18 protein-coding genes are annotated in these 20133 nt (G+C 49.2%); 11 read left to right on the forward strand and 7 right to left on the reverse strand.

Features of this window, described 5'->3' with window-relative positions; translation table 11 throughout:
• The first annotated feature begins 226 nt into the window (after positions 1–226).
• Complete coding sequence (gene mtnK, locus MKX98_RS26370) at positions 227–1450, forward strand: S-methyl-5-thioribose kinase (protein WP_339219351.1); 1224 nt, start codon at positions 227–229, stop codon at positions 1448–1450.
• The gene (mtnA, locus tag MKX98_RS26375) at positions 1447–2526 is read left to right on the forward strand and encodes an S-methyl-5-thioribose-1-phosphate isomerase (RefSeq protein WP_339219353.1); all 1080 of its coding nucleotides are present in this window, start codon (positions 1447–1449) and stop codon (positions 2524–2526) included. Before mtnK ends, mtnA begins: the two co-directional genes overlap by 4 nt.
• A 173-nt stretch (positions 2527–2699) precedes the next feature.
• Here mtnA and MKX98_RS26380 read toward each other — a convergent pair whose 3' ends face one another.
• Positions 2700–3002 carry a DUF1805 domain-containing protein gene (locus MKX98_RS26380; protein ID WP_113057527.1) on the reverse strand — a complete coding sequence of 101 codons (303 nt, stop codon included), beginning with the start codon at positions 3000–3002 and terminating at the stop codon, positions 2700–2702.
• Positions 3003–3235: 233 nt separating this feature from the next.
• Here MKX98_RS26380 and MKX98_RS26385 point away from each other — a divergent pair, with 233 nt between their 5' ends.
• Positions 3236–3775, forward strand: a complete 540-nt coding sequence (locus tag MKX98_RS26385) for a hypothetical protein (RefSeq protein WP_233355058.1) — start codon at positions 3236–3238, stop codon at positions 3773–3775.
• An 85-nt stretch (positions 3776–3860) separates the two neighbouring features.
• Here MKX98_RS26385 and MKX98_RS26390 read toward each other — a convergent pair whose 3' ends face one another.
• Entirely contained in the window at positions 3861–4241 is a 381-nt protein-coding gene (locus MKX98_RS26390; RefSeq protein WP_339219354.1) for a DUF423 domain-containing protein, read from the reverse strand.
• A 211-nt stretch (positions 4242–4452) separates the two neighbouring features.
• On the opposite strand from MKX98_RS26390, the gene MKX98_RS26395 reads away from it, so the two are divergent.
• The 5 genes from MKX98_RS26395 (at position 4453) to MKX98_RS26415 (ending at position 9889) form a co-directional block, all read left to right on the forward strand.
• Positions 4453–4875, forward strand: coding sequence for a hypothetical protein (locus tag MKX98_RS26395; protein ID WP_233355059.1), 423 nt, complete (start codon positions 4453–4455; stop codon positions 4873–4875).
• Between the two features lie 167 nt (positions 4876–5042).
• A complete protein-coding gene (gene yhbH, locus MKX98_RS26400; RefSeq protein ID WP_113057531.1) occupies positions 5043–6203 on the forward strand; it encodes a sporulation protein YhbH in 1161 nt (386 codons plus the stop codon).
• Positions 6204–6548: 345 nt separating this feature from the next.
• Positions 6549–6677 carry a hypothetical protein gene (locus MKX98_RS26405; protein WP_259445169.1) on the forward strand — a complete coding sequence of 43 codons (129 nt, stop codon included), beginning with the start codon at positions 6549–6551 and terminating at the stop codon, positions 6675–6677.
• Positions 6661–8874, forward strand: coding sequence for an acyltransferase family protein (locus MKX98_RS26410; RefSeq protein ID WP_339219356.1), 2214 nt, complete (start codon positions 6661–6663; stop codon positions 8872–8874). The genes MKX98_RS26405 and MKX98_RS26410 overlap by 17 nt, the downstream gene beginning before the upstream one ends.
• Before the next feature lie 169 nt (positions 8875–9043).
• A complete protein-coding gene (locus MKX98_RS26415; protein ID WP_339219357.1) occupies positions 9044–9889 on the forward strand; it encodes a sulfurtransferase in 846 nt (281 codons plus the stop codon).
• 223 nt (positions 9890–10112) lie between these two features.
• On the opposite strand, the gene MKX98_RS26420 is transcribed toward MKX98_RS26415, so the two are convergent.
• Both MKX98_RS26420 and MKX98_RS26425 read right to left on the reverse strand, forming a co-directional pair.
• On the reverse strand, positions 10113–12104 hold the full coding sequence (locus tag MKX98_RS26420; protein WP_339219358.1) for a serine hydrolase: 1992 nt from the start codon (positions 12102–12104) through the stop codon (positions 10113–10115).
• Positions 12105–12524: 420 nt separating this feature from the next.
• Complete coding sequence (locus tag MKX98_RS26425) at positions 12525–13706, reverse strand: multidrug effflux MFS transporter (RefSeq protein WP_339219359.1); 1182 nt, start codon at positions 13704–13706, stop codon at positions 12525–12527.
• Between the two features lie 342 nt (positions 13707–14048).
• Between MKX98_RS26425 and MKX98_RS26430 the strand changes: the two genes are divergently transcribed.
• The gene (locus MKX98_RS26430; protein WP_071217945.1) at positions 14049–14387 is read left to right on the forward strand and encodes a VOC family protein; all 339 of its coding nucleotides are present in this window, start codon (positions 14049–14051) and stop codon (positions 14385–14387) included.
• 175 nt (positions 14388–14562) lie between these two features.
• On the opposite strand, the gene MKX98_RS26435 is transcribed toward MKX98_RS26430, so the two are convergent.
• Both MKX98_RS26435 and MKX98_RS26440 read right to left on the reverse strand, forming a co-directional pair.
• Positions 14563–15099, reverse strand: a complete 537-nt coding sequence (locus MKX98_RS26435; RefSeq protein WP_194544233.1) for an SMI1/KNR4 family protein — start codon at positions 15097–15099, stop codon at positions 14563–14565.
• Positions 15100–15233: 134 nt separating this feature from the next.
• Positions 15234–15998, reverse strand: a complete 765-nt coding sequence (locus MKX98_RS26440; RefSeq protein ID WP_339219364.1) for an SDR family oxidoreductase — start codon at positions 15996–15998, stop codon at positions 15234–15236.
• Between the two features lie 321 nt (positions 15999–16319).
• On the opposite strand from MKX98_RS26440, the gene MKX98_RS26445 reads away from it, so the two are divergent.
• Positions 16320–17156, forward strand: a complete 837-nt coding sequence (locus tag MKX98_RS26445) for a YitT family protein (protein WP_339219366.1) — start codon at positions 16320–16322, stop codon at positions 17154–17156.
• Positions 17157–17668: 512 nt separating this feature from the next.
• Positions 17669–19048 carry an NADP-specific glutamate dehydrogenase gene (gene gdhA, locus MKX98_RS26450; RefSeq protein WP_071217941.1) on the forward strand — a complete coding sequence of 460 codons (1380 nt, stop codon included), beginning with the start codon at positions 17669–17671 and terminating at the stop codon, positions 19046–19048.
• 50 nt (positions 19049–19098) lie between these two features.
• Here the strand turns inward: gdhA and MKX98_RS26455 are convergent, their stop codons facing one another.
• A complete protein-coding gene (locus MKX98_RS26455; RefSeq protein ID WP_194544235.1) occupies positions 19099–20082 on the reverse strand; it encodes a diaminopimelate dehydrogenase in 984 nt (327 codons plus the stop codon).
• Between the last annotated feature and the right edge of the window lie 51 nt (positions 20083–20133).

Raw genomic sequence — 20133 nt, forward strand, 5'->3', positions numbered from 1 at the left:
ATACCCATTGTAACTGGTACCATCTGCTAATGCTATTCCTTCATTAATATATGAGTACATCCTGCACTTGGGCGTCTATTTGTAGTTTACCCTTTGGACTGCGGAGCGAATCAGGTTCGTCTTGCCAAAAAATTATACAAAATTCGCGAAAAAACGTTATACTAGGTAATACCAAGCAAAAAAGTTGGCTTTGATTTTCTTCTATTCTATTTGGGGGTGACCATCCATGTCTGCATATCATCCGCTGAACGCGGAAGAAGCTATACAATTAGCTAAAAGTATACCGGGCCGGTTCCCGGACCATGCCCAGCTCGAATGCCGCGAAATCGGCGACGGCAATCTTAATCTGGTGTTTCATGTCACCGCCAAAAATACGGCTGATAGTATCATTATCAAGCAAGCTGTTCCTTATGCAAAAGTTGTAGGCGAATCCTGGCCGCTGTCTCTCGACCGGGCCCGCATCGAACGACTGGCGCTGGAGACGGAGTACTCCATTTGTCCCGACCTTGTGCCCGAAGTATACGGTTATTCGGATGAGCTCGCCTACACCGTAATGGAAGACCTGAGTGAGTATACCATCATGCGCAAAGGCCTGATTGAGGGTAATGACTATCCGAAGTTCGCAGAGCATATTGGCCGCTTCCTGGCCAGAACGTTGTTCTACACGTCGGATCTCGGGATGAACCAACAGAAGAAGAAGGAACTTGCCGGCCGCTTTGTCAATCCGGATTTATGCAAAATCACCGAAGACTTAATCTTCGAAGATCCATACCGCGAATCCGCCAATAACAATTATGCGCAGAGCATAGCCGATGAAGCGGAAGCCCTTCGCGCCGACCTGCCGCTTCACTTTGAGGTCGCGCTGCTTAGGGAGAAGTTTCTGACTCACGCACAAGCTCTGCTGCACGGGGATCTGCATACAGGCAGCATCTTCGTGACGCCGGAATCCACCAAGGTGATCGACCCGGAATTCGCTTATTTCGGCCCGATGGGATTCGATATCGGTGCGGTCATCGGCAACCTGCTGCTAAACTATGCGTCACAGCCTGGCTGGAGTCGGGACGAGCATACGCTGGCCGCCCGGGAAGCCAGGCTCCTCGAGATGGCAGGCGATGTCTGGACCCACTTCGAGAACAACTTCCGCGCGCTGTGGAATGATGATCTCTTGGACGAGATGTCCCGCACGCCAGGCTATCAGGACCACTATGTATCACAGATTTTGAAGGATACCGCAGGATTCGCGGGCTGCAAAATGATTCGGCGCATCGTTGGATTGTCCCATGTTGCGGACATCGACACCATAGCCGATGATCAATCCAGAGAAGCTGCGCAGCGCAAAGCGCTGGCCATCGGCAAAAATCTCGTGCGGCATCATCGCAGCATCAAGTCCTTTGACGACATTTTAACTTTGATTACGCAAGCAACTAAAGGAAATGAGGTATCGATATGAGCGGTATGACTACCGGCAATGCCAGCACCTATGAGCCGCTAAGCTCCGTTTATTGGGGAGGAGACCATCTGGTCCTGCTGGACCAGCGATTGCTCCCGGAAGAGATTGTCTATCTTCAGCTCTTCACACCGGAGGAAGTCTGGGAAGGCATTCACTCCATGAAAGTCCGCGGCGCGCCGGCTATCGGCATCGCGGCAGCATTCGGCGCAGTCCTTGGCGGCATGCAGGTTGAAGCCGACGATAACGAGGGATGGCTGCAACAAGTCGCAAAAACTTGCGCTTATCTCGCAACGTCCAGACCGACAGCCGTCAATCTGTTCTGGGCGCTGGACCGTATCAAGCTTGCGGCTGAGAAGCTGGCAGTTTCGGATCTCGATACAGCCGGACTGAACGCGGCGCTGCTCGCCGAAGCCGAAGCCATTCGTGCCGAGGATGAGGATGTATGCCGCCGCATCGGTGAAAACGCGCTGCCGTTCTTCCAGGACGGCATGGGCGTGCTCACCCACTGCAACGCGGGCGGATTGGCAACGGCCAAATACGGTACCGCCCTGGCGCCGATGTATCTGGCTCATGAGCAGGGCCTGAACATCAAGGTGTTCGCGGATGAAACAAGACCTGTCCTGCAAGGCGCGCGTTTAACTGCTTTTGAACTCCAGCAGGCGGGGATTGACGTTACACTGCTGGCGGATAACATGGCCGCCATGGTTATGTCCAAAGGCTGGATCCAAGCGGTTATCGTCGGTACGGATCGCGTTGCCGCAAACGGCGATGTCGCCAACAAGATAGGAACGTACGGAGTAGCGGTACTTGCTAAAGCTCACGGCATTCCTTTCTACGTGGCTTGCCCGCTGTCCACGGTTGATCTGAATACGAAGACAGGCGCCGATATTCCGATTGAGGAACGTCCTGCCGAAGAGATCACGGAAGGTTTCGGCAAGCGCACAGCACCGCAAGGCGTAAAAGTGTACAACCCTGCCTTCGACATTACGCCGAATGAATATGTGACAGCCATCATTACGGAAAAAGGCGTCGTGCAAGCTCCTTATCATGAGAGCTTAAAAAGCTTGTTCGAATAATGCTATATCCGCCAAATGTTTATGGCATCATAAAACGGACAACCGGCCCTCCAGCCGAATTGTCCGTTTTTTTACGGTTTGCATTTTAGTGCATCTGAAGTCTAAACCTTGTTATCTCCAAAAAAAGAGCGATCCGCACGGGAATCACTCTTGGAAGAGAAGGCATACATAACTCATAACATGCGCAGGATCGCATCCTTGCCAGCCAAGCCAGGATGAATGCCCCACTTCTCTGCCTCCAGGGTTACCGATTCCAACGGCGCCTCCAGCAGCTGCTCCAATGTGCGAACCCCTACGGCTCTTCCTGCGATAATCTTGCGGTCCGCAAGCTTTTCGTTAAGAAGGCCCACATCGAGTGCACCGCACATAATATAGCCGCGGGAAGTGTATACGGCCAGCAGCGTTGTTTTCGGAAGCTTTACCTCGACGCCCATAACGGTATGTCCTTCAATATCGATCGGCAGTAAAGTCACCAATATCAACAAACCTCCCCTCACGTCGGCTTAGAATTATGTTTATTCTTTTGGAACCGACATGGTGCGAATGTCTCTCATATTATGCATTCCAGCCTACACACATGGTGCGAATGACTCGTAAGTCAATAGAATAAAGATGAACTACAACATGACATTAGGACTATTAATATTCGAAAATTATGGTATATTTGATTCAGTAGAAAACAAGTGAAAGCTGGTGAATGATAAAAGCTATGAACACAATTCCTGTCACCGACGACAACGGCTTTTTATTCAACGTTGATATTCTGGTCAAGAGTTCCTCCAACGCACTGGCTTTGCAATATTTGCTGGAAATGCTGAACGACAAGGCTGAAGTCGTCGATTTTCGGGTTAAGTCCGGAATGGAACTTGGAGAAATTATCAACACCTTGGTTCAAGCCAAGAAAGATTCCGTTATTAGCAAAGCCTCCGGGAAGATGGCTTCTGCCGCTTCTCAGATAGAGAAACCTGCGCCACCTGCGGCTTCCTCTCCGGAAAAAAAGATCGCTGCAAGCGTACCTCCTGTCCAAACTCCACTCACCGGAAGTGATCCCTTTGAATGGATAAAAGTATACAGTAAGGACAATCGCCTTGTTCGCCTGACAACCAACCGCCACGGTAAGCAGACAAGTCTTCCCTGCCGAATTCTCAACTATGATGAAAGCAATTTCCTGGTCAACGTCTATCATGTCGATGAGAAACAGGTGTATACCTTCAAACTCAATGAAATTGATGAGTTCAGCGTCAGCTGAGTCGGTATTAAGTCCACGGTATCCATCAAAAAAAAACGGCTTCGCCGCCCCATAAGAAGGGATCGGTGAAGCCGTTTTTTTAACATCAAGCATTTTTTCGGGACAGCGCCGAAGACATCAGCATCAGCCAGCCCACGATAAAGGATACACCGCCGATCGGCGTAATCGCACCGAGCCACTTCAAGCCCGATAAACTTAACACGTAGAGACTTCCGGAAAATATGACGGTTCCCGCAATGAATAAAGTCCCTGCCCAGAACAGCTTCCGGGATTCGCCCAGAACCTTCGTCACAATCCCCGTAATCAGCACCGCAAGTCCGTGAATCATATGATAATGGACTCCGGTCTCATAAATGGCAAGTTCGTCCGGCGTAATCTTATCCTCCAGCATATGGGCGCCGAATGCCCCGATAGCGACAGATAATGCCATCAGGATCGAACCCCATGCGATGAATCTACGACTCATGCCTTTTCAACCCCTTTTGTCAGCGGACACCCATGTCCTTATGTATTCAAATTAAGTTTAACGGATTCAAGGAAGCTTTTCCACCGGCATGTGAGACGCTTTGGACTTGATTTCAGGGCCATTTTGTGAAAGATTAATAAGGATGTCTTTTTATTGAAGACCACACGAACCCATTAGAGAATGAATTCTTATGTTAGGAGCGATTATGTACATGGATCAACAATCACCTGCCTCCCCATCCGAGGACCAAGGTTCACCTAAGCGACCCAAAACCACCTTTATTCCACCCGAGGATAGAAAAAACTCCCGCTTCGGCATCGCCTCATTCATCTTGTCGATCGTGACGCTGCTCGGGTATATTCTGCTCGGCGCGCTCGGCACCACGATGATTGAGCCATACATGACGGAGAACGGACCGCTCCTTGAGCCGACTCAGGAAACGCTGGAAGCGATGACCACGCTGGCGGCCGTGTTCATCATCGTGATGATCATCAATATCACCGGCTTGGTGCTTGGCGTTGTAGGCTGCTTATCCAAAACACGCAAGCGTGCTGTCGCCGTGATTGCCACCATCGTGAACGGCGTAGTCATCATCACCATCGGAGCTCTTTTCCTATTCGTGTTAAATGCTTAAGCATTGACACTTCAAGACACTTGCCTGATTCATCTTTAGGTTAAGTGTCTTTTTCATGACAAACCCGGATTGATACTCACATATCGCTCTTTCTCCCGAATATAATGAATTACTACAGCCAAAAAGACGGCAACCGTGTCAAGGCAATACTTGGGAGGTGACTGTCCATGCAAAATGAAGACGCCCTGTCGTTTGTCGTATCCCGTGAAGACTGGTCGCTGCACCGCAAGGGCTATCAGGATCAGGTACGTCATCAGCATAAAATCCGTGAAGTCATCAAACGCAACCTGCCCGACCTTATTACCGAGGAAAACATTATTCTGTCCGACGGAAAGCAGATCATTAAAGTTCCGATCCGCAGCCTTGACGAATACCGTTTCATCTATAACTATCAAAAGCAAAAGCATGTCGGCCAGGGCGACGGTGACAGTCAGGTTGGGGACGTTCTTGGACGCGACCCTTCGTCAGCCCAGCCCGGTAAGGGAGAATCGGCCGGCGATCAGGCAGGGCAGGACATCGTGGAAACCGAGGTCAGCCTGGAAGAACTGGAGAATATGCTGTTTGAGGAACTGGAGCTCCCGCTGCTGCAGCCCAAGGATAAAGAGCAGATCGAGACAGAGTCCATCGTCTTCAACGACATCCGCAAAAAAGGCATTATGTCCAACATTGACAAGAAACGCACCATCTTGGAGAATTTGCGCCGCAATGCAAGAGACGGCAAACCCGGCATCCACGGGATCAGTCCGGACGACTTGCGTTACAAGACCTGGGACGACACCGTCATCCCGGAATCCAATGCGGTCATTATCGCCATGATGGATACGTCCGGCTCCATGGGCTCCTTCGAGAAATACTGCGCGCGCAGCTTTTTCTTCTGGATGACCCGCTTCCTTCGCAAGCAGTACGAGAAGGTCGAAATCGTGTTTATCGCCCACCATACCGAGGCGAAAGAAGTGACCGAAGAAGAGTTCTTCACACGGGGTGAAAGCGGCGGAACCATATGTTCATCCGCTTATCAGAAGGCGCTTGATATCATTCATCACCGTTATCCCCCTTCCAAATACAACATTTATCCCTTCCACTTCTCCGACGGCGATAACCTCACGTCCGACAATGAACGCTGCGTCAAACTCATCGGCGAACTGCTGAAGGTCAGCAATATGTTCGGTTATGGTGAGGTCAATCAATACAATCGCAGCAGCACGCTGATGTCGGCTTATAAGAATATCAAGCTGGACCAATTCATGTATCATGTCATTAAAGACAAAGGGGAAGTGTACGAGGCACTCAAAACCTTTTTTCGTAAACGGCAGGGAGCGGCGATCTGACCGATATTCTATATTAATAAAAGGGAAATCATGGATGTGGGATCATCCTAATGTTGGAGGAGGCAGGGACCTCCTCTTTCTTATGGCCTATTGCGATACAGCTAACAATCGGTTACCGAATCATGGATAACGAGGTGTGTAGACTTTTCCTTTCAAATGAAAAATCTGTTTTATTATTGACATCATAATGTAGCCGTAGCTTCACTTTTTTGTCACCTTCTGTTTTTCCTGGAATGATAGTATTAGCTATGACATCGTGTTGCAGGATATTACAGGATTCGATAAGCGTCTCCTTAATTCAAGATATCCTCCTATAAAGGAAAGGGAAGGTTTACCATGTTCCAAATGACACATTCACTATTCAGCACCCAGACGTTTGAGAATATGTCCTACATATTATCGCAGCGGCTGTTCCAGGGCGGCGTAAGCGCAGATCCTTCGAAAGGAGTGATCTCCCGTGCCGGCATCAGATAAGCCACATTCACGCTACATGCCCGGTCTTGATGGGCTGAGGGCCCTCGCCTTGATCGGAGTGATGGGATACCACTGGAATTTCGGTTTTGCAGGCGGTGGTTTTCTCGGAGTCAGTTTATTCTTCGTACTGTCCGGCTATCTCATTACGGATATTCTGGCATCGCAATGGCATCATCATCGCCGGATCGATCTGAAAGATTTCTGGATCCGAAGGTTCCGACGTCTCCTGCCGGCTATGCTGCTCATGCTGTTCATCCTGGTGGTGTGGGTTACGCTATTTGACCGATCTCGGCTGGCTACGCTTCGGAGTGAGGTGCTCGGTGCGGTTACATACATAAGCAACTGGCAGTTTATTTTTCAGCAGCAATCTTATTTCGAATCATTTGGCCCGCCGTCTCCACTGGGGCATTTCTGGTCGCTTGCCGTGGAAGAACAGTTCTACTTGCTGTGGCCCCTAATCATGTTAGCCGTACTCAAGCTATTCCCCCGCAGGGGACAGCTGTTCACTTTCATTGCTGCCGGAGCCGCGATTTCAGCTCTCGCCATGGCAGTGATCTATCAACCGGGAGATGATCCTAGCCGGGTCTACTACGGAACGGATACCCGGGCGTTTGGTTTACTCATCGGAGCAGGGCTTGCTATCGTATGGCCCAGCTGGAAGCTGTCAACCCATGTTTCAAGGGCTGCCCGGCGCAGACTCAACCTAACAGGCGCAGTGGCATTGCTCATCATACTGTTCATGATGTGGCGGGTGGACCGGTACGATTCGTTCCTGTATCAAGGGGGAATGTTCCTCTTCTCTCTGGCCGCCGCTGTCCTCGTTGCGGTGTTGGCGCATCCTGCAGCTTCGATCAGCCGCTTGTTAAGCTGGAAGCCCCTGTTGTGGATTGGCGTTCGATCCTATGGCATTTACTTATGGCATTACCCGGTGATGATCCTGACCTCACCTGCATCCGGCACAGGCAATCTGAGTCTGCCTCAGGTTGCACTGCAAATCGCGGCAAGCGTTCTGCTGGCCGCCCTATCCTGGAAGTATGTTGAAGAACCGATACGTCATGGCGGACTGAAGAAGGTATGGTTTAAAGCCCGCTCCATTCGCCGCCGTCCGGCTTCGATTTCATTAAGAGGCTGGGTCGTGTCGCTAAGCTCGCTCATTCTAATCGGTATTTTTTGCTCAGGGATGATGAGCAGCGTATCTTCTGCGAGAACGGTAGGCGATATCGCTGCCATGCTGAACCTTGATGACCCTGCCCCGGAAGAACCGGATCAGAATCAAGGCGGAGGGTCCGGATCGATGGAGCCACCGCAAGGACAAACGCCGCTTCCTACAGGCACTGACGACGGGAACATCTCCCCTCCGCCTACCGACGCGAAGCAGCCTGGTGTTATTAAGAAGCCGGACCCTGCTAAAGAAACGGATGAAATGCCGCTTCCGAACGAAGCGACACATTCTGGCGATGAAGATACTGGCGGAAACGAAGAGCCGGACCCTCCTGCTGGAAATGACGCTGACAACGAAGACAAGAACACCGACACAGGGAGCGAAGACCCGGATAAGGCTGATTCCGAAAAAACAATCCCGGATCAACCGAATGAAGATAAAGCGGGTAAACCTGGTGAGGAGAAGGCCGATAAGCCGGATCAATCCAAGGACTCGGGAAGCGAAACGACAGGCGGTAAGAGCAATCAAACGCAGCCAACGAATAAGCCTCAAAATCCTCCGGTATCCCAGTCCACCGTCACGGCCATTGGTGATTCGGTCATGCTCGGGGTATCCACTTATCTCGAGAAATCGCTGCCCGGCATTCACATCGATGCAGAGATAGGCCGCCAAATGCGTCAGGCCGATGACCTGATCCCTGCTATGAAGACCCAGAATCGGATAGATGGCGGCGTTATCATCATCGGGCTGGGGACCAACGGCGCTTTCTCGAAAAAGGATCTGGATTCTCTTCTGCGTCCTCTGGACTCAGCTAAGCAAATTCTGCTTATCAACACGCGGGTTCCGCGTGATTGGGAACAGAACGTGAACGGCATGCTGGCAAAAGCGGCTGCCCAGAACCCGAAAGTTACGCTGGTGGATTGGTATTCAGCCAGTAAGGATCATCCGGAATACTTCCGGTCTGACGGTGTCCATCTGGAGCCGGAAGGCGCCGAGGCTTACACCTCCATGCTGCTTCAAGCTATCAAGAAATAAAGCGTTTATCCTGATTCTTGCCATTATTCATTCTCATATCCTCGACCTGATCTCATCCTTCTATGAGACAGGTCGACTTTTTAGTTATATACGTAATCGGAAGCAGCAATATGATATAATTCGGTTACTTAATCTCATTATTTCTTAATAGAAGGCGGTGTCCTGGTATATGAACAATATCGTGTCAATGAAATGGCTGCTGGCGAGACTCTATGAACCGGATCTGGTCATCGTCGACTGCCGTTTTGCCCTCGGGAAGCCGGAAAGCGGCCGAGCCGCTTACGAGGAATCGCATATTCCGCGTGCCGTTTACCTCGACCTGGAGAAGGACCTCTCCTCCCCTATCACCCGACATGGCGGACGCCATCCTCTACCGGACCTGGATCAGCTTGCAAAGCGTCTCGGCCAGTCCGGCATTCAGAAGAGCAGCCGTGTCGTCATCTACGACGACCAAGGCGGAGCCATGGCCAGCCGTTTATGGTGGCTGCTGAAATACACCGGGCATGAACAGGCCTATGTGTTGGATGAAGGCTTTACGGCTTGGAAGAACGCTTCGTATCCGGTAACGGATGAACAGCCGATCGTCATTCCGGTACCCTATGACATCAACCTTAAGCCCGATAAACTGGTCCTCGTAGATGAGGTGCGCGCGGCTTCGCAGCATGGTAACAAAATCCTCATCGATTCACGCGAACCGCGCAGATATGCCGGAGCCGAGGAACCGTTGGACGCCAAAGCCGGACATATTCCGGGTGCGGTGAACTGCTTCTGGAAGGGCGTCCTGGACGACGCCGGACATTGGAAGGATGCAGGCGCGCTTCGCAAGCATTTTTCCGACATTTCGGAGGATGCCGAGATTATCGTATACTGCGGCTCCGGCGTCACCGCTTGTCCGAACGTGCTTGCCCTGGAGGAAGCCGGTTACGGCAATGTGAAGCTGTACGCAGGCAGCTGGAGCGATTGGATCAGCTATGAGGAGAATCCGGTGGCGACTGTGGAGGAATCCAAAGATTGATATCGGAAAAAGCCCACTACCATAGCGTAGCGGGCTTTTCATATTTTGTGTCCTTTTCGCTTTTACATCAGGATCCCTGACAGATGCACAAGAGCCATCGAGCGTATCCGCTTCTCCTCACAAATGGAGGAATGCCAAATGATCCAATGCCGCCAGGGCATCGATATTCGTCAGGTTTCGGACGGAGGACAGCCTCAGCATGCTTATAGTCGAGTCGGGTAAATTAGTGACCAATCGGTAAAGTATAGTAATTAAATGCTTGATCCAATAAGGCACTAGCCTCTTGGCGTTTCAAAAGTTCTTTTGAACGGAAATTCACGGAACCATCAGATTTAACCTTGGTATCCGGGTCCATGATCCCTTGAGATATAAGCGCTTTGATGGCTTCAACTGCCCAGGCATCCGTTGTGCCACTCAGTTTAACCTTCGTTCTAGGCTCTACCTGCTTCAGGTTTTGGATCATCACCGCCGCCATTTGTCTAGTGATCGGAGAATTAGGCTGATAATTAGGCAGTCCGGCTTTCATCTGCTTCTTATTGAGTTCAATCATGTAAGGCTGTTTATGCCACCCATGGGCGCGAAGCAGCACTTCTGAGAATTCGCCTTGAGTCATCGTTCCTTTTGGATCAAAGATATGGGAAGACTTCCCGTTCATGACTTTCAAAGCCTTGAGATTGTTAATATATGATTTATACTTACTATTCGCAGGTACATCAGAGAAAGGTGAATCCACGTTAACTTTTTCTGAAAATGCAACTAAGTCTGGTAGGCCCGTAGAATACATATATGCAATATGGCCAGCTGCGTTTTTCTTAAACGTCACTTTAGTACCTGATTCATCTTCGAACAATAAAGGGTGGATCATTTTCAGCGTATGCTTGCCTGAAGCTGTTTCCGTAACTAATTTCCCGTTCGAATAAGAAACCATAGTCCTTGAGGCCTCCATACGCGTGTTTTTATATAATCCGACATATGCTTTGGCTTGCTGCACACTGATTGCCGAATAGGTTGGCTTTGAAACTTCTGTTTTTCTTGGATAATAGTGATTCATAAACGCTTCATACACGTCAATGCTCACATAGGGGTTATCGTCATTGTTGGACATATAGAAGGCTACATTTTTCTCAGGCAGAATAACAATCAGGGATGAATGCCCTGTAACATTTCCTCCTTTTAGAATCACATGTTGACCATTCATCTTCTCATTGAAATAGCCTTCGAACCCGATTGTTGTAAGAGGAATCGTTTTATCAGCAAAAAACTGGTATGTGTGCATTTGCTCTATGCTTTTTTGGCTCACAATTTCTTTGCCACCATACTTTCCTTTGTTCAGATGCATTAAGAGATACTTCGCCATGTCATCTGCTGTTGAAATGATACCACCTTCAGGTTTTTCTGTAGGCATAGTTCCATCCATGGGGATCTTTTCACCCTTCGGTCCATAGTGAGCAGCCATTCTGCCTAATAGTTCGGGCGTAAACCGTACACTCGTTGAGGTCATGCCTAACGGGGTGAAAATGTTTTTCTCCATATACTTCGAATAGGGCATTCCCGAGACGTTCTCTACCGCATACCCCGCTAGCAAAAACCCCAGATTGTCATAAACGTATGCTTCTCCCGGAGGCCTCACTACCGCTGACATATGTGATTTGACAAAATCCTTTATTGGAAAGTTTTTGTTAACATATTCCGGTGAATAATACGAAGAGATATCGGGTGATTCAAATCCGGTTGCATAGGTAAGCAGATCATACATGGTCAGCTTTTTCCCCGTTTTATTCGGAATCTTCACTCCTCCTAAGTACTTTTGAATATCGCCTCGTAAATCGATGTTCCCCTTATCGACCAACTGCATAGCCGCCAAGGCCGTGAATGTCTTGGTAACAGAGCCGATCTGGAAAACGGTGTCTTTATCAACGGGAATCTTCTTTTCTTTGTCGGCATAACCGTAACCTTTGCTTAGTAACACTTTCCCATCGGCCACGACCGCAAAATTAGAACCGACTGTGTTATACTTCTTCATCACGTCCGCAAAAACGATATCTGCAAATGCTTCTAGCTCCTTGGTATCGCGTGGCCCCTCCAAACTAGAATTTACAGGTGCATTAGTCGTGGTCATTGTTGCGGCAGCTGCCCGGCTGCTAGTTGGGATAATTGCGGTCATTGCCATAGCGGATAATAGCAGAACCGCGAGGGTGCGAGTCTTTTTATTCATACATGGTCTCTCCTCAAAATGTATTTGCCTCATAACAACTGGCTGAACCGAGTATGGCAAAAGGCTTGTCATATCAACAAGTGTCATTTCGTCACCCACAATGCCAAGACACTTCAAAATGTCATATGACAATTAGGCATTAGGATTTAGAACCATAAAAGAATGCTCAACAAGTATAAAGAATTTGGAAAGCGAATTTATTCAGTTTGTCACTTTAATTAAGTAAAGTGTTATAGTTTCAGTTTAAAAATGGCACCAAACCATGGGTAAATATTCCATTTCTGCGGGGCATCTTTTATCGGTAGGTGTACCACGGCCCTCTATTAATCCAGTGGAACAAGAAGAAGCTGCCCCTCCTGCTAGGAAAGGGACAGCTTCTTTTCAATCCTATATAAAACTTGAACAAGATACCGGACTACATCAGCGTATATCCAGCAACTTCTTGCTCACGCAAACCATGACAACCGCAAGCCCAAGAAAATACAAGGGCATTGTGATTAACGAGCCATTGTGAAGAAGACTCATGCCGCTGGTAATCAGGCTGACGATAACGTAATAACCCAATCCGAAGATCGCTCCTGCCGTTCCGAGCACATCTCCATATTGGTTCAACGCCAGACTAAGGCAATTCGGAAGCGCCATTCCGATACCGAGCAGAAGAATAAAAATACACGCTACCATCAACACCCTATGCATTAGGGTGGCGTTAATTCCGCTAACAGCAAGAACGGTAAGGGAAAGGGCCCCCAGCATCGTAATGATCGTGCCAATCACGATCATGCGCTCAGCCTGGAGCCTGGTCAGCAGTTTCTTCGACAGCATCGCACCCAGGATGGATGACATCGCAACGAAGATTCCGAAGAAACCGAACCCGCCGGGACTCATCTGAAAAAATTCAATAAAAATAAACGGGGCCTCCGCATAGTAACTGAACAATATGCCGTTGGTAGCTCCAATGAGAAAACCGAACCCCCATATTCTGCGGTCAGTGACCAGACGCTTGGCCACGGAGAGGGTGTTAATCTTCGATACAGACTTTACCCTGGTCTCAGGCAGAGAAGTCCAGGAATACGCCAAAATGGCGGCGCTCATCAAAACCAGCGTCAAGAACACTGCTCTGAAACCAAGAGATTGATCTACCCATCCGCCAATGAGCGGCCCAATAGCAGGCGTAAACGCAAGCGCAGCCGAAATCTGGGCAAACACCGCATGTCGCTTGGCTCCATCGATGCTCTCACGTAAGATGGTTTGGGTGACAACCGAGCCGGTGCTGGCACCAAAGGCCTGAATGAATCGGCTCACCAATAACCATTCGGCCGAACCGGACAGATAGCAGCCCAAGCTGCCTATTCCATAAACCAGGATGCCCCACAGCATAGCAGGGCGACGTCCGATGGAATCCGAAAGCCTTCCCCAGCAAAACACGCCGAAGGCAAAGCCCAGAAAGTAAATGCTGAGCGTCAGTTGGATTGCATTATTGCTTGCTCCCAATTGATGGGCAATGTCCGGTAATGATGGTGTATATATCGTTTCACTAATTTGCGGGAAACCCACAAGGATAATTAATAACCATATGGATGGATTTGAGATTTTTCTTTGCACAGCTAACGTCCCCCTCATCATTTCAAAAAAAATCTCTAGTTGGCTGGCAAAGAAATTACGGGATCGGGGGTTTGCATTTGGTTAGTCTAGTAAATGAAAGCATGAAAATTCACCTTTTTTTCTGAATAAGGGGGGGTATATCTATCGATTATTATAGCAGAATCACTGTCAAAATACGTTTCCCTATTCTTGCTTGTACGAAGCCTTATCTGAAACATTCAACTTATGTGACGGGTTTTGTCACCCGTTCCGGGCCTAAACCGGCGTAAGCCCTCCACTTGCATTCATGTGCTACGCTTGAATCAAGAATCGCTTATTCTCCTGAAAGGAAGTGTTTACGCTATGATACTGAACCATCTTAACCTCACCGTCACCGATGTAACCGCAGCAAAGGAATTTTTGCAAACCTATTTTGGACTCAAAATTGGAGGCGAGCGTGGCCAGTCGTTTGCAGCACTGTTTGACGATCAGGGGATGGTGCTGACCTTAATGCGGGGTACCGAGGTTAACTATCCCAAGACGTTTCATATCGGCTTTATACAGGAAAGCGAAGCAAAGGTAAATGAGATCCATCAGCGTCTAAGCGATGACGGCTTTGATGTCACAGCGCCTCAAAGAGCGCACGGATGGACCTTCTACGTTAAAGCTCCGGGCGGTTTTACTGTCGAAGTACTGGCCTAATGATCATGGTTACATGTACGTAAACGACTGCTGAGCGCAAAATAGAAGAGCCCGCACATTACGCGCGGGCCCTTCTCCCTGTTCAAGATATGCTAACCCTGCCAATAAGGATAATCCTTCGTATCCACATTCCCCCAATTGGTTTCTGGCCTCCCTGCTTGCATTCCTATCCTTCTCAATACAGCTCCCATTTCTCCGTGCATAACGCCGACAAAGAATCCGCAACCCGTCCGCACTCCTCATACCCCAAGCTGCCAGAATGAGCGAACAGAATCGGATATTCACCGTTTATCGAATCTTCCCTCATATCGAACATATAATGATTTCCGCTTCCATCCATAGCAAACGACACCGCATTCGGCATATACTCCGGCAGCTCGTAAGCCAGATTCATCTCCCTCAGGTCATCCGTGCTAAAGAACTGAAAAAGACGTTCTCCCTGTTGAAACTCTCCACCGTTGGAGTACTTCAACAAGTCCAAATAGCTAGCGGGAAAACTTCGCTGAGGCAGCTTCCAACCTGCAGGATCGAGCGGCGTATATTGGTCGTAAAAGGGAGACCTTTTGTGAAAAGGATTCACTTGTCTTCCCTTGATGTCCTCCATTTCTGCAGCAGACAGCTCCGCATTCCACTCCTTAACAAAACGGGCCATTTGTTCTTCGGTTGCGCCGGAACGTTTGTCATACTGGTGCTCAAAATCGATATTCCACATTCTTGGCCTTCCTCCATCTGGTACTTCCTGCCTTGTAACTTCTTCAAACATTATAGAGGAAATACCGAAAAAAGGAATCATGCCGCCGGAATGAGGCTCTTTCCACGTTCATGGATTTGCGGCTAAGACCGAGGTCACAGATGGGAGCCTCCACTGGCATCGATGCATTGACCGGTGATCCAGCGGCTGTCCGGAGATGCCAGAAACGCAGCTATGTCGGCGATATCCCCAGGCTCACCCCATCTTCCGAAGATCGAATAACCGGCTCCGAATTGGAACGAGGCAGGGTCCTGAAGCATGGCAGCATTCATGTCGGTAGCTACGAATCCGGGCTGGATCGCATTGATCGTAATTCCGCGGGAACCCAGCTGGCTCGACAGAGAGAGGGTCAGCGAATTAATAGCCCCCTTCGTCATCGTATACGCTGGAATATTGGGCAAGGAAATTCGCGTTACTGCAGAAGATAAATTGATAATGCGCCCATCGTCCCGAAGACGTGGCAGAGCCTGCTGAATCATGAAGAATGGCGACTTCACGTTCATTCGCATCACATCATCAAAGCTCTCCTCCGTGGTCTCCTCGATGGTTTCCACTAAGCCGATCCCTGCGTTGTTAACCAGAATATCGAAATACGTATTGCCTGTTCGTGCTTTCAATGTCTCATCCAGCGCCGCGTACAGGGCACTTACACCATCCGAGGAGGCGAGATCCGCCCCTACCAAGAAAGCTTCTCCTCCAGCCCGTGTTATTTCGCTGACGACCTCTTCCGCCGCTTCATGGTTCTTCCCATAATGAACGGCTACCAACGCTCCTTCCTTCGCCAATCGAATCGCGATGGCACGTCCGATGCCTCGGCTCGAGCCCGTAACCATAGCAACTTTCCCATTCAATGTATTCATGTTCTCATCATCCCCTCTTCTTCTTTTCACTTTTAGTTTTAGCACAGACCCCATTTCGAAATGTTGCGCTCCTATTCTCGCCTTCCTCACGATAAACCCCATAAAAAATGCCCCGCCTGAAAGGGGGGGCTACAACGCAGGCATTTCCGTCGTCTCCTGCGCTCAGTGAATTAAAAATCATTTACATTCCATGTAATGATTATTATAATGAGAATATCAAAAGAGCTGCGCAACCTGTGTTTGCATAAAGCGATTAAAGGATGATTTTTTCCTTTAGTCGCTTTTTTTGTGAGCTTGTTGAAAGTCATGGAGGTATATCGTATGAAAAAAAGAGCGTTTGATATGATCATGCTGCTCATCGGGGCATTTATTTTTGCGCTGGCCGTCAATTTATTCGTCATTCCCAACGATTTTGGCGAAGGCGGCGTTACCGGGATATCGATTATTCTGTTTTATGTGCTGAAATGGTCGCCGGCGCTGGTCGGCATGGTGATTAACGGAATTTTGCTGATTGTCGGCTATAAGCTTCTCGATAAAAAAACGACTGTCTATACCATTATCGTGGTTGCCTTTCACTCCCTGTTCCTGCATTTGACGGAGAACTGGCACATCGCTTCGGATGAGCCGGTGATCAATGCCATCTTTGCCGGGCTGTTTGCCGGCGTCGGGATTGGACTCATCGTACGGGTTGGCGGCACTACGGCAGGTACGGTGATATTGGCCCGTCTGGCTAATAAATATTGGGATTGGAATATCAGTTATGCCCTGCTGTTCTTTGACCTGATCGTGGCCGGACTGTCCGTCTTTGTAATCGGGATCGAGAAGGTGATGTTCACCGTGGTCATCCTCTATATTGGCACCAAGGCGATGGAGTTCATTATCGAGGGTTTGAATCCCAAAAAGGCCGTTACCATCATCTCGACTCATCATGACCGCATCGCGATTCGGGTGACGGAGATTATGGACCGCGGGGTGACCGTGCTTCGGGGTTATGGATATTACACCGGGCAGACCAAGGATGTGCTCTACATCGTCATCAGTAAACAGGAAGTTTCCATGCTCAAAAAAATCGTCCGTGCGGAGGATAAAAACGCCTTTGTCACGATTCACGACGTACGCGACGTGTTTGGCGAAGGATTTATCGATATTTCGAAATAAGACCGGACTTATCCTTATATGAATAAGAAGATCGAAACAGCCGTTCGGGCATGTTTCGATCTTTTTTATTATGCCGTCAAGGCACTTATTGCCAAAATAAACATCGCTGCCGAGAACTTTTTCATGGCTTCAATCACTGTAATTACATTCCATTTCTTCCATATGCTCAGACGCTAATTATGCCGAAAAAACTGAAGGCAAAGTTCCTTTTATTTGTATTTTTCCATGACAAATTCGGATCATTTTTTGCATTTTCGCTACACGAAACACGGGGTTATGGCTTATTAACTTACACCAAATGACAACTTTATAGAAATATTTAATGAGTTCGCAAAAAACATTTTATTGGTAATACGAGGCAAGATTCTATAAAATTCTTTTTAACTTAAAAATGCTGAGTGCAAACTTTTAATGTTTTAGTACAAATTGTCCGAGACAGGCTTTCTTTTCAGCAAAACCGACGATTTATCACGCAATTCTACTTTAACGATTTGAAGGAGTGCATCGCAAAAGTGACTACGAATATTTCTGTTTCTTCACCCCTTAATGCCGCGAAAGACTATGTGGAATCCATCTATAACCAAGTGGTGGCCCGGGATCCGCACGAGAAAGAATTTCATCAAGCCGTCCGGGAATTTGTCGATTCCCTCGTCCCTGTTTTAGCCCAGCATCCGAAATATCGGGAACACGGTATTCTGGAACGCCTTGTCGAGCCTGAACGAATGATCACCTTCCGTATACCATGGGTGGATGATCAAGGCAAAACCCAAGTAAACCGCGGGTTCCGCGTCCAGTTTAACAGCGCGCTGGGTCCGTACAAAGGCGGCATCCGATTCCATCCTTCGGTTTATGCCGGCATCGTCAAATTCCTTGGCTTTGAACAAATCTTCAAAAATGCGCTCACAGGCCAGCCCATCGGCGGCGGCAAGGGCGGCTCGGATTTCGATCCAAAAGGCAAATCCGATCAGGAAGTCATGCGTTTTACCCAAAGCTTCATGACCGAGCTCTACCGCCATATCGGACCTGATTCCGATGTGCCTGCTGGCGATATCGGTGTCGGCGCTCGCGAGATCGGTTATATGTTCGGCCAATACAAGCGTATCCGCGGAGGACATGAGGCCGGCGTGCTGACAGGCAAAGGCGTCATCTATGGCGGAAGCCTGGCACGTACGGAAGCAACCGGTTACGGCTGCGTCTACTTCGTACAGGAGATGCTGGCTTCGCAGGGCCTTAGCTTCAAAGACAGCCGCGTTGTGGTGTCCGGCTCGGGCAACGTCTCCATCTATGCGATTGAAAAAGCACAGCAGCTCGGTGCGCACGTCATCGCCTGCAGTGATTCCAACGGATACCTGTATGATCCGGACGGAATTAACCTCGAAACCGTCAAGCTGCTGAAGGAACGGGATCGCCTGCGGATCAGCGAATACGTCAAGATTCACCCGCATGCCGAGTATACCGAAGGCTGCACGGGCATCTGGAACATTCCATGCGACATCGCGCTTCCATGCGCCACGCAGAACGAGCTGGATGAAGAAGCAGCGAAGACACTCATCATGAACGGCGTAAAAGCCATCGGTGAAGGAGCCAATATGCCTTCCACGCTGGAAGCGATTGAGCAGTTCATCAGCAGCGGCGTACTGTTCGGACCGGCTAAAGCCGCCAATGCAGGCGGGGTTGCCGTATCCGCGCTGGAGATGAGCCAGAACAGCATGAGAATGTCATGGACCTTTGAAGAGGTGGATGCAAAGCTCCATCAGATCATGAAAAACATCTACAGCAGTGCCGTAGATGCTGCAGAAGAATATGGCGTAGCCGGCAATCTTGTGGCTGGTGCCAACATCGCAGGTTTTATTAAAGTAGCAGATGCCATGATCGCACAAGGTATCGTATAAATAAGGACAAAAAAAAGCCCTGCCGCATATGCGGCAGGGCTTTTTGCAGCTTATAGAAGCTCGCTGCGGAGCTCTTCAGCCGATTTTGGAGATAAGTATCCCAGCGGGATATCAAACACCGTCTTGGCGCCTTGCTGTCCCTCTCTGCTCAAACGATGGGCAGCTCTTGCATAAGATACCAGCACACTGGCCGTAAATTCCGGATTGCTGTCAAGCTTCAGGCCAAATTCAACAATTTGTTTATTACCGCTTCCGGTTACGCCGCTGCGAATGACAAATCCGCCATGAGGCATGCCTGCATGCTCAGCTTCAAGCTCTTCTTGCGTAATGAAAGTTACGGTTGTATCGTAATCGGAAAAATAGTTAGGCATCGACACAATCGTTTGACGGATTTGCTCTTGGTCCGCGCCTTCTTCCGCTACGACGAAGCAATCTCTCCGGTGCTTCTCGCGTGTGGCAAGCTCCGGTGTTTCACCAGAACGGATTTGGTTGATAACCTCTTCTACTGGAACCGTGTATTGAACGCCTGCCTTCACCCCGGGAACACGACGGATGGCATCCGAGTGGCCTTGGCTCACGCCTTTGCCCCAGAAGGTATAATCCTTACCTTCCGGCAAAATCGCTTCGGCAAGCAGACGATTCATGGAGAACAAGCCCGGATCCCAGCCTGTCGAAATGACGCTGACATGGCCTCCGCCCATCGCCGCTTTGTTGACTTCCTCGAAAAACTCAGGGATTTTCGCGTGTGTGTCAAAGCTGTCTACCGTATTGAACATGCTAGCAAGCTGTGGTGTTTGCTCAGGCAAATCCGTAGCCGAACCGCCGCACAGAATCATAACGTCAATCTTGCCGATATATTGCTCTGCCGCTGATATATGCTCGAAGCGAGCACCGGAATTGGCCGGCATTTGCTGCGGGTCTCTGCGCGTGAAGATGGCTACCAGCTCCAAATCCGGATTTTGCCCGATGGCTTTCTGTACGCCTTTGCCCAAATTTCCATAACCTACGATCCCTACTTTAATAGATGCTTTCAATGTAATCCTCCCTTTGTCAGAACCATTTCCTGTAGCATGATGTTTATGTAC

The organism is Paenibacillus sp. FSL W7-1332 (assembly GCF_037969785.1).
Classification (GTDB): domain Bacteria; phylum Bacillota; class Bacilli; order Paenibacillales; family Paenibacillaceae; genus Paenibacillus_AQ.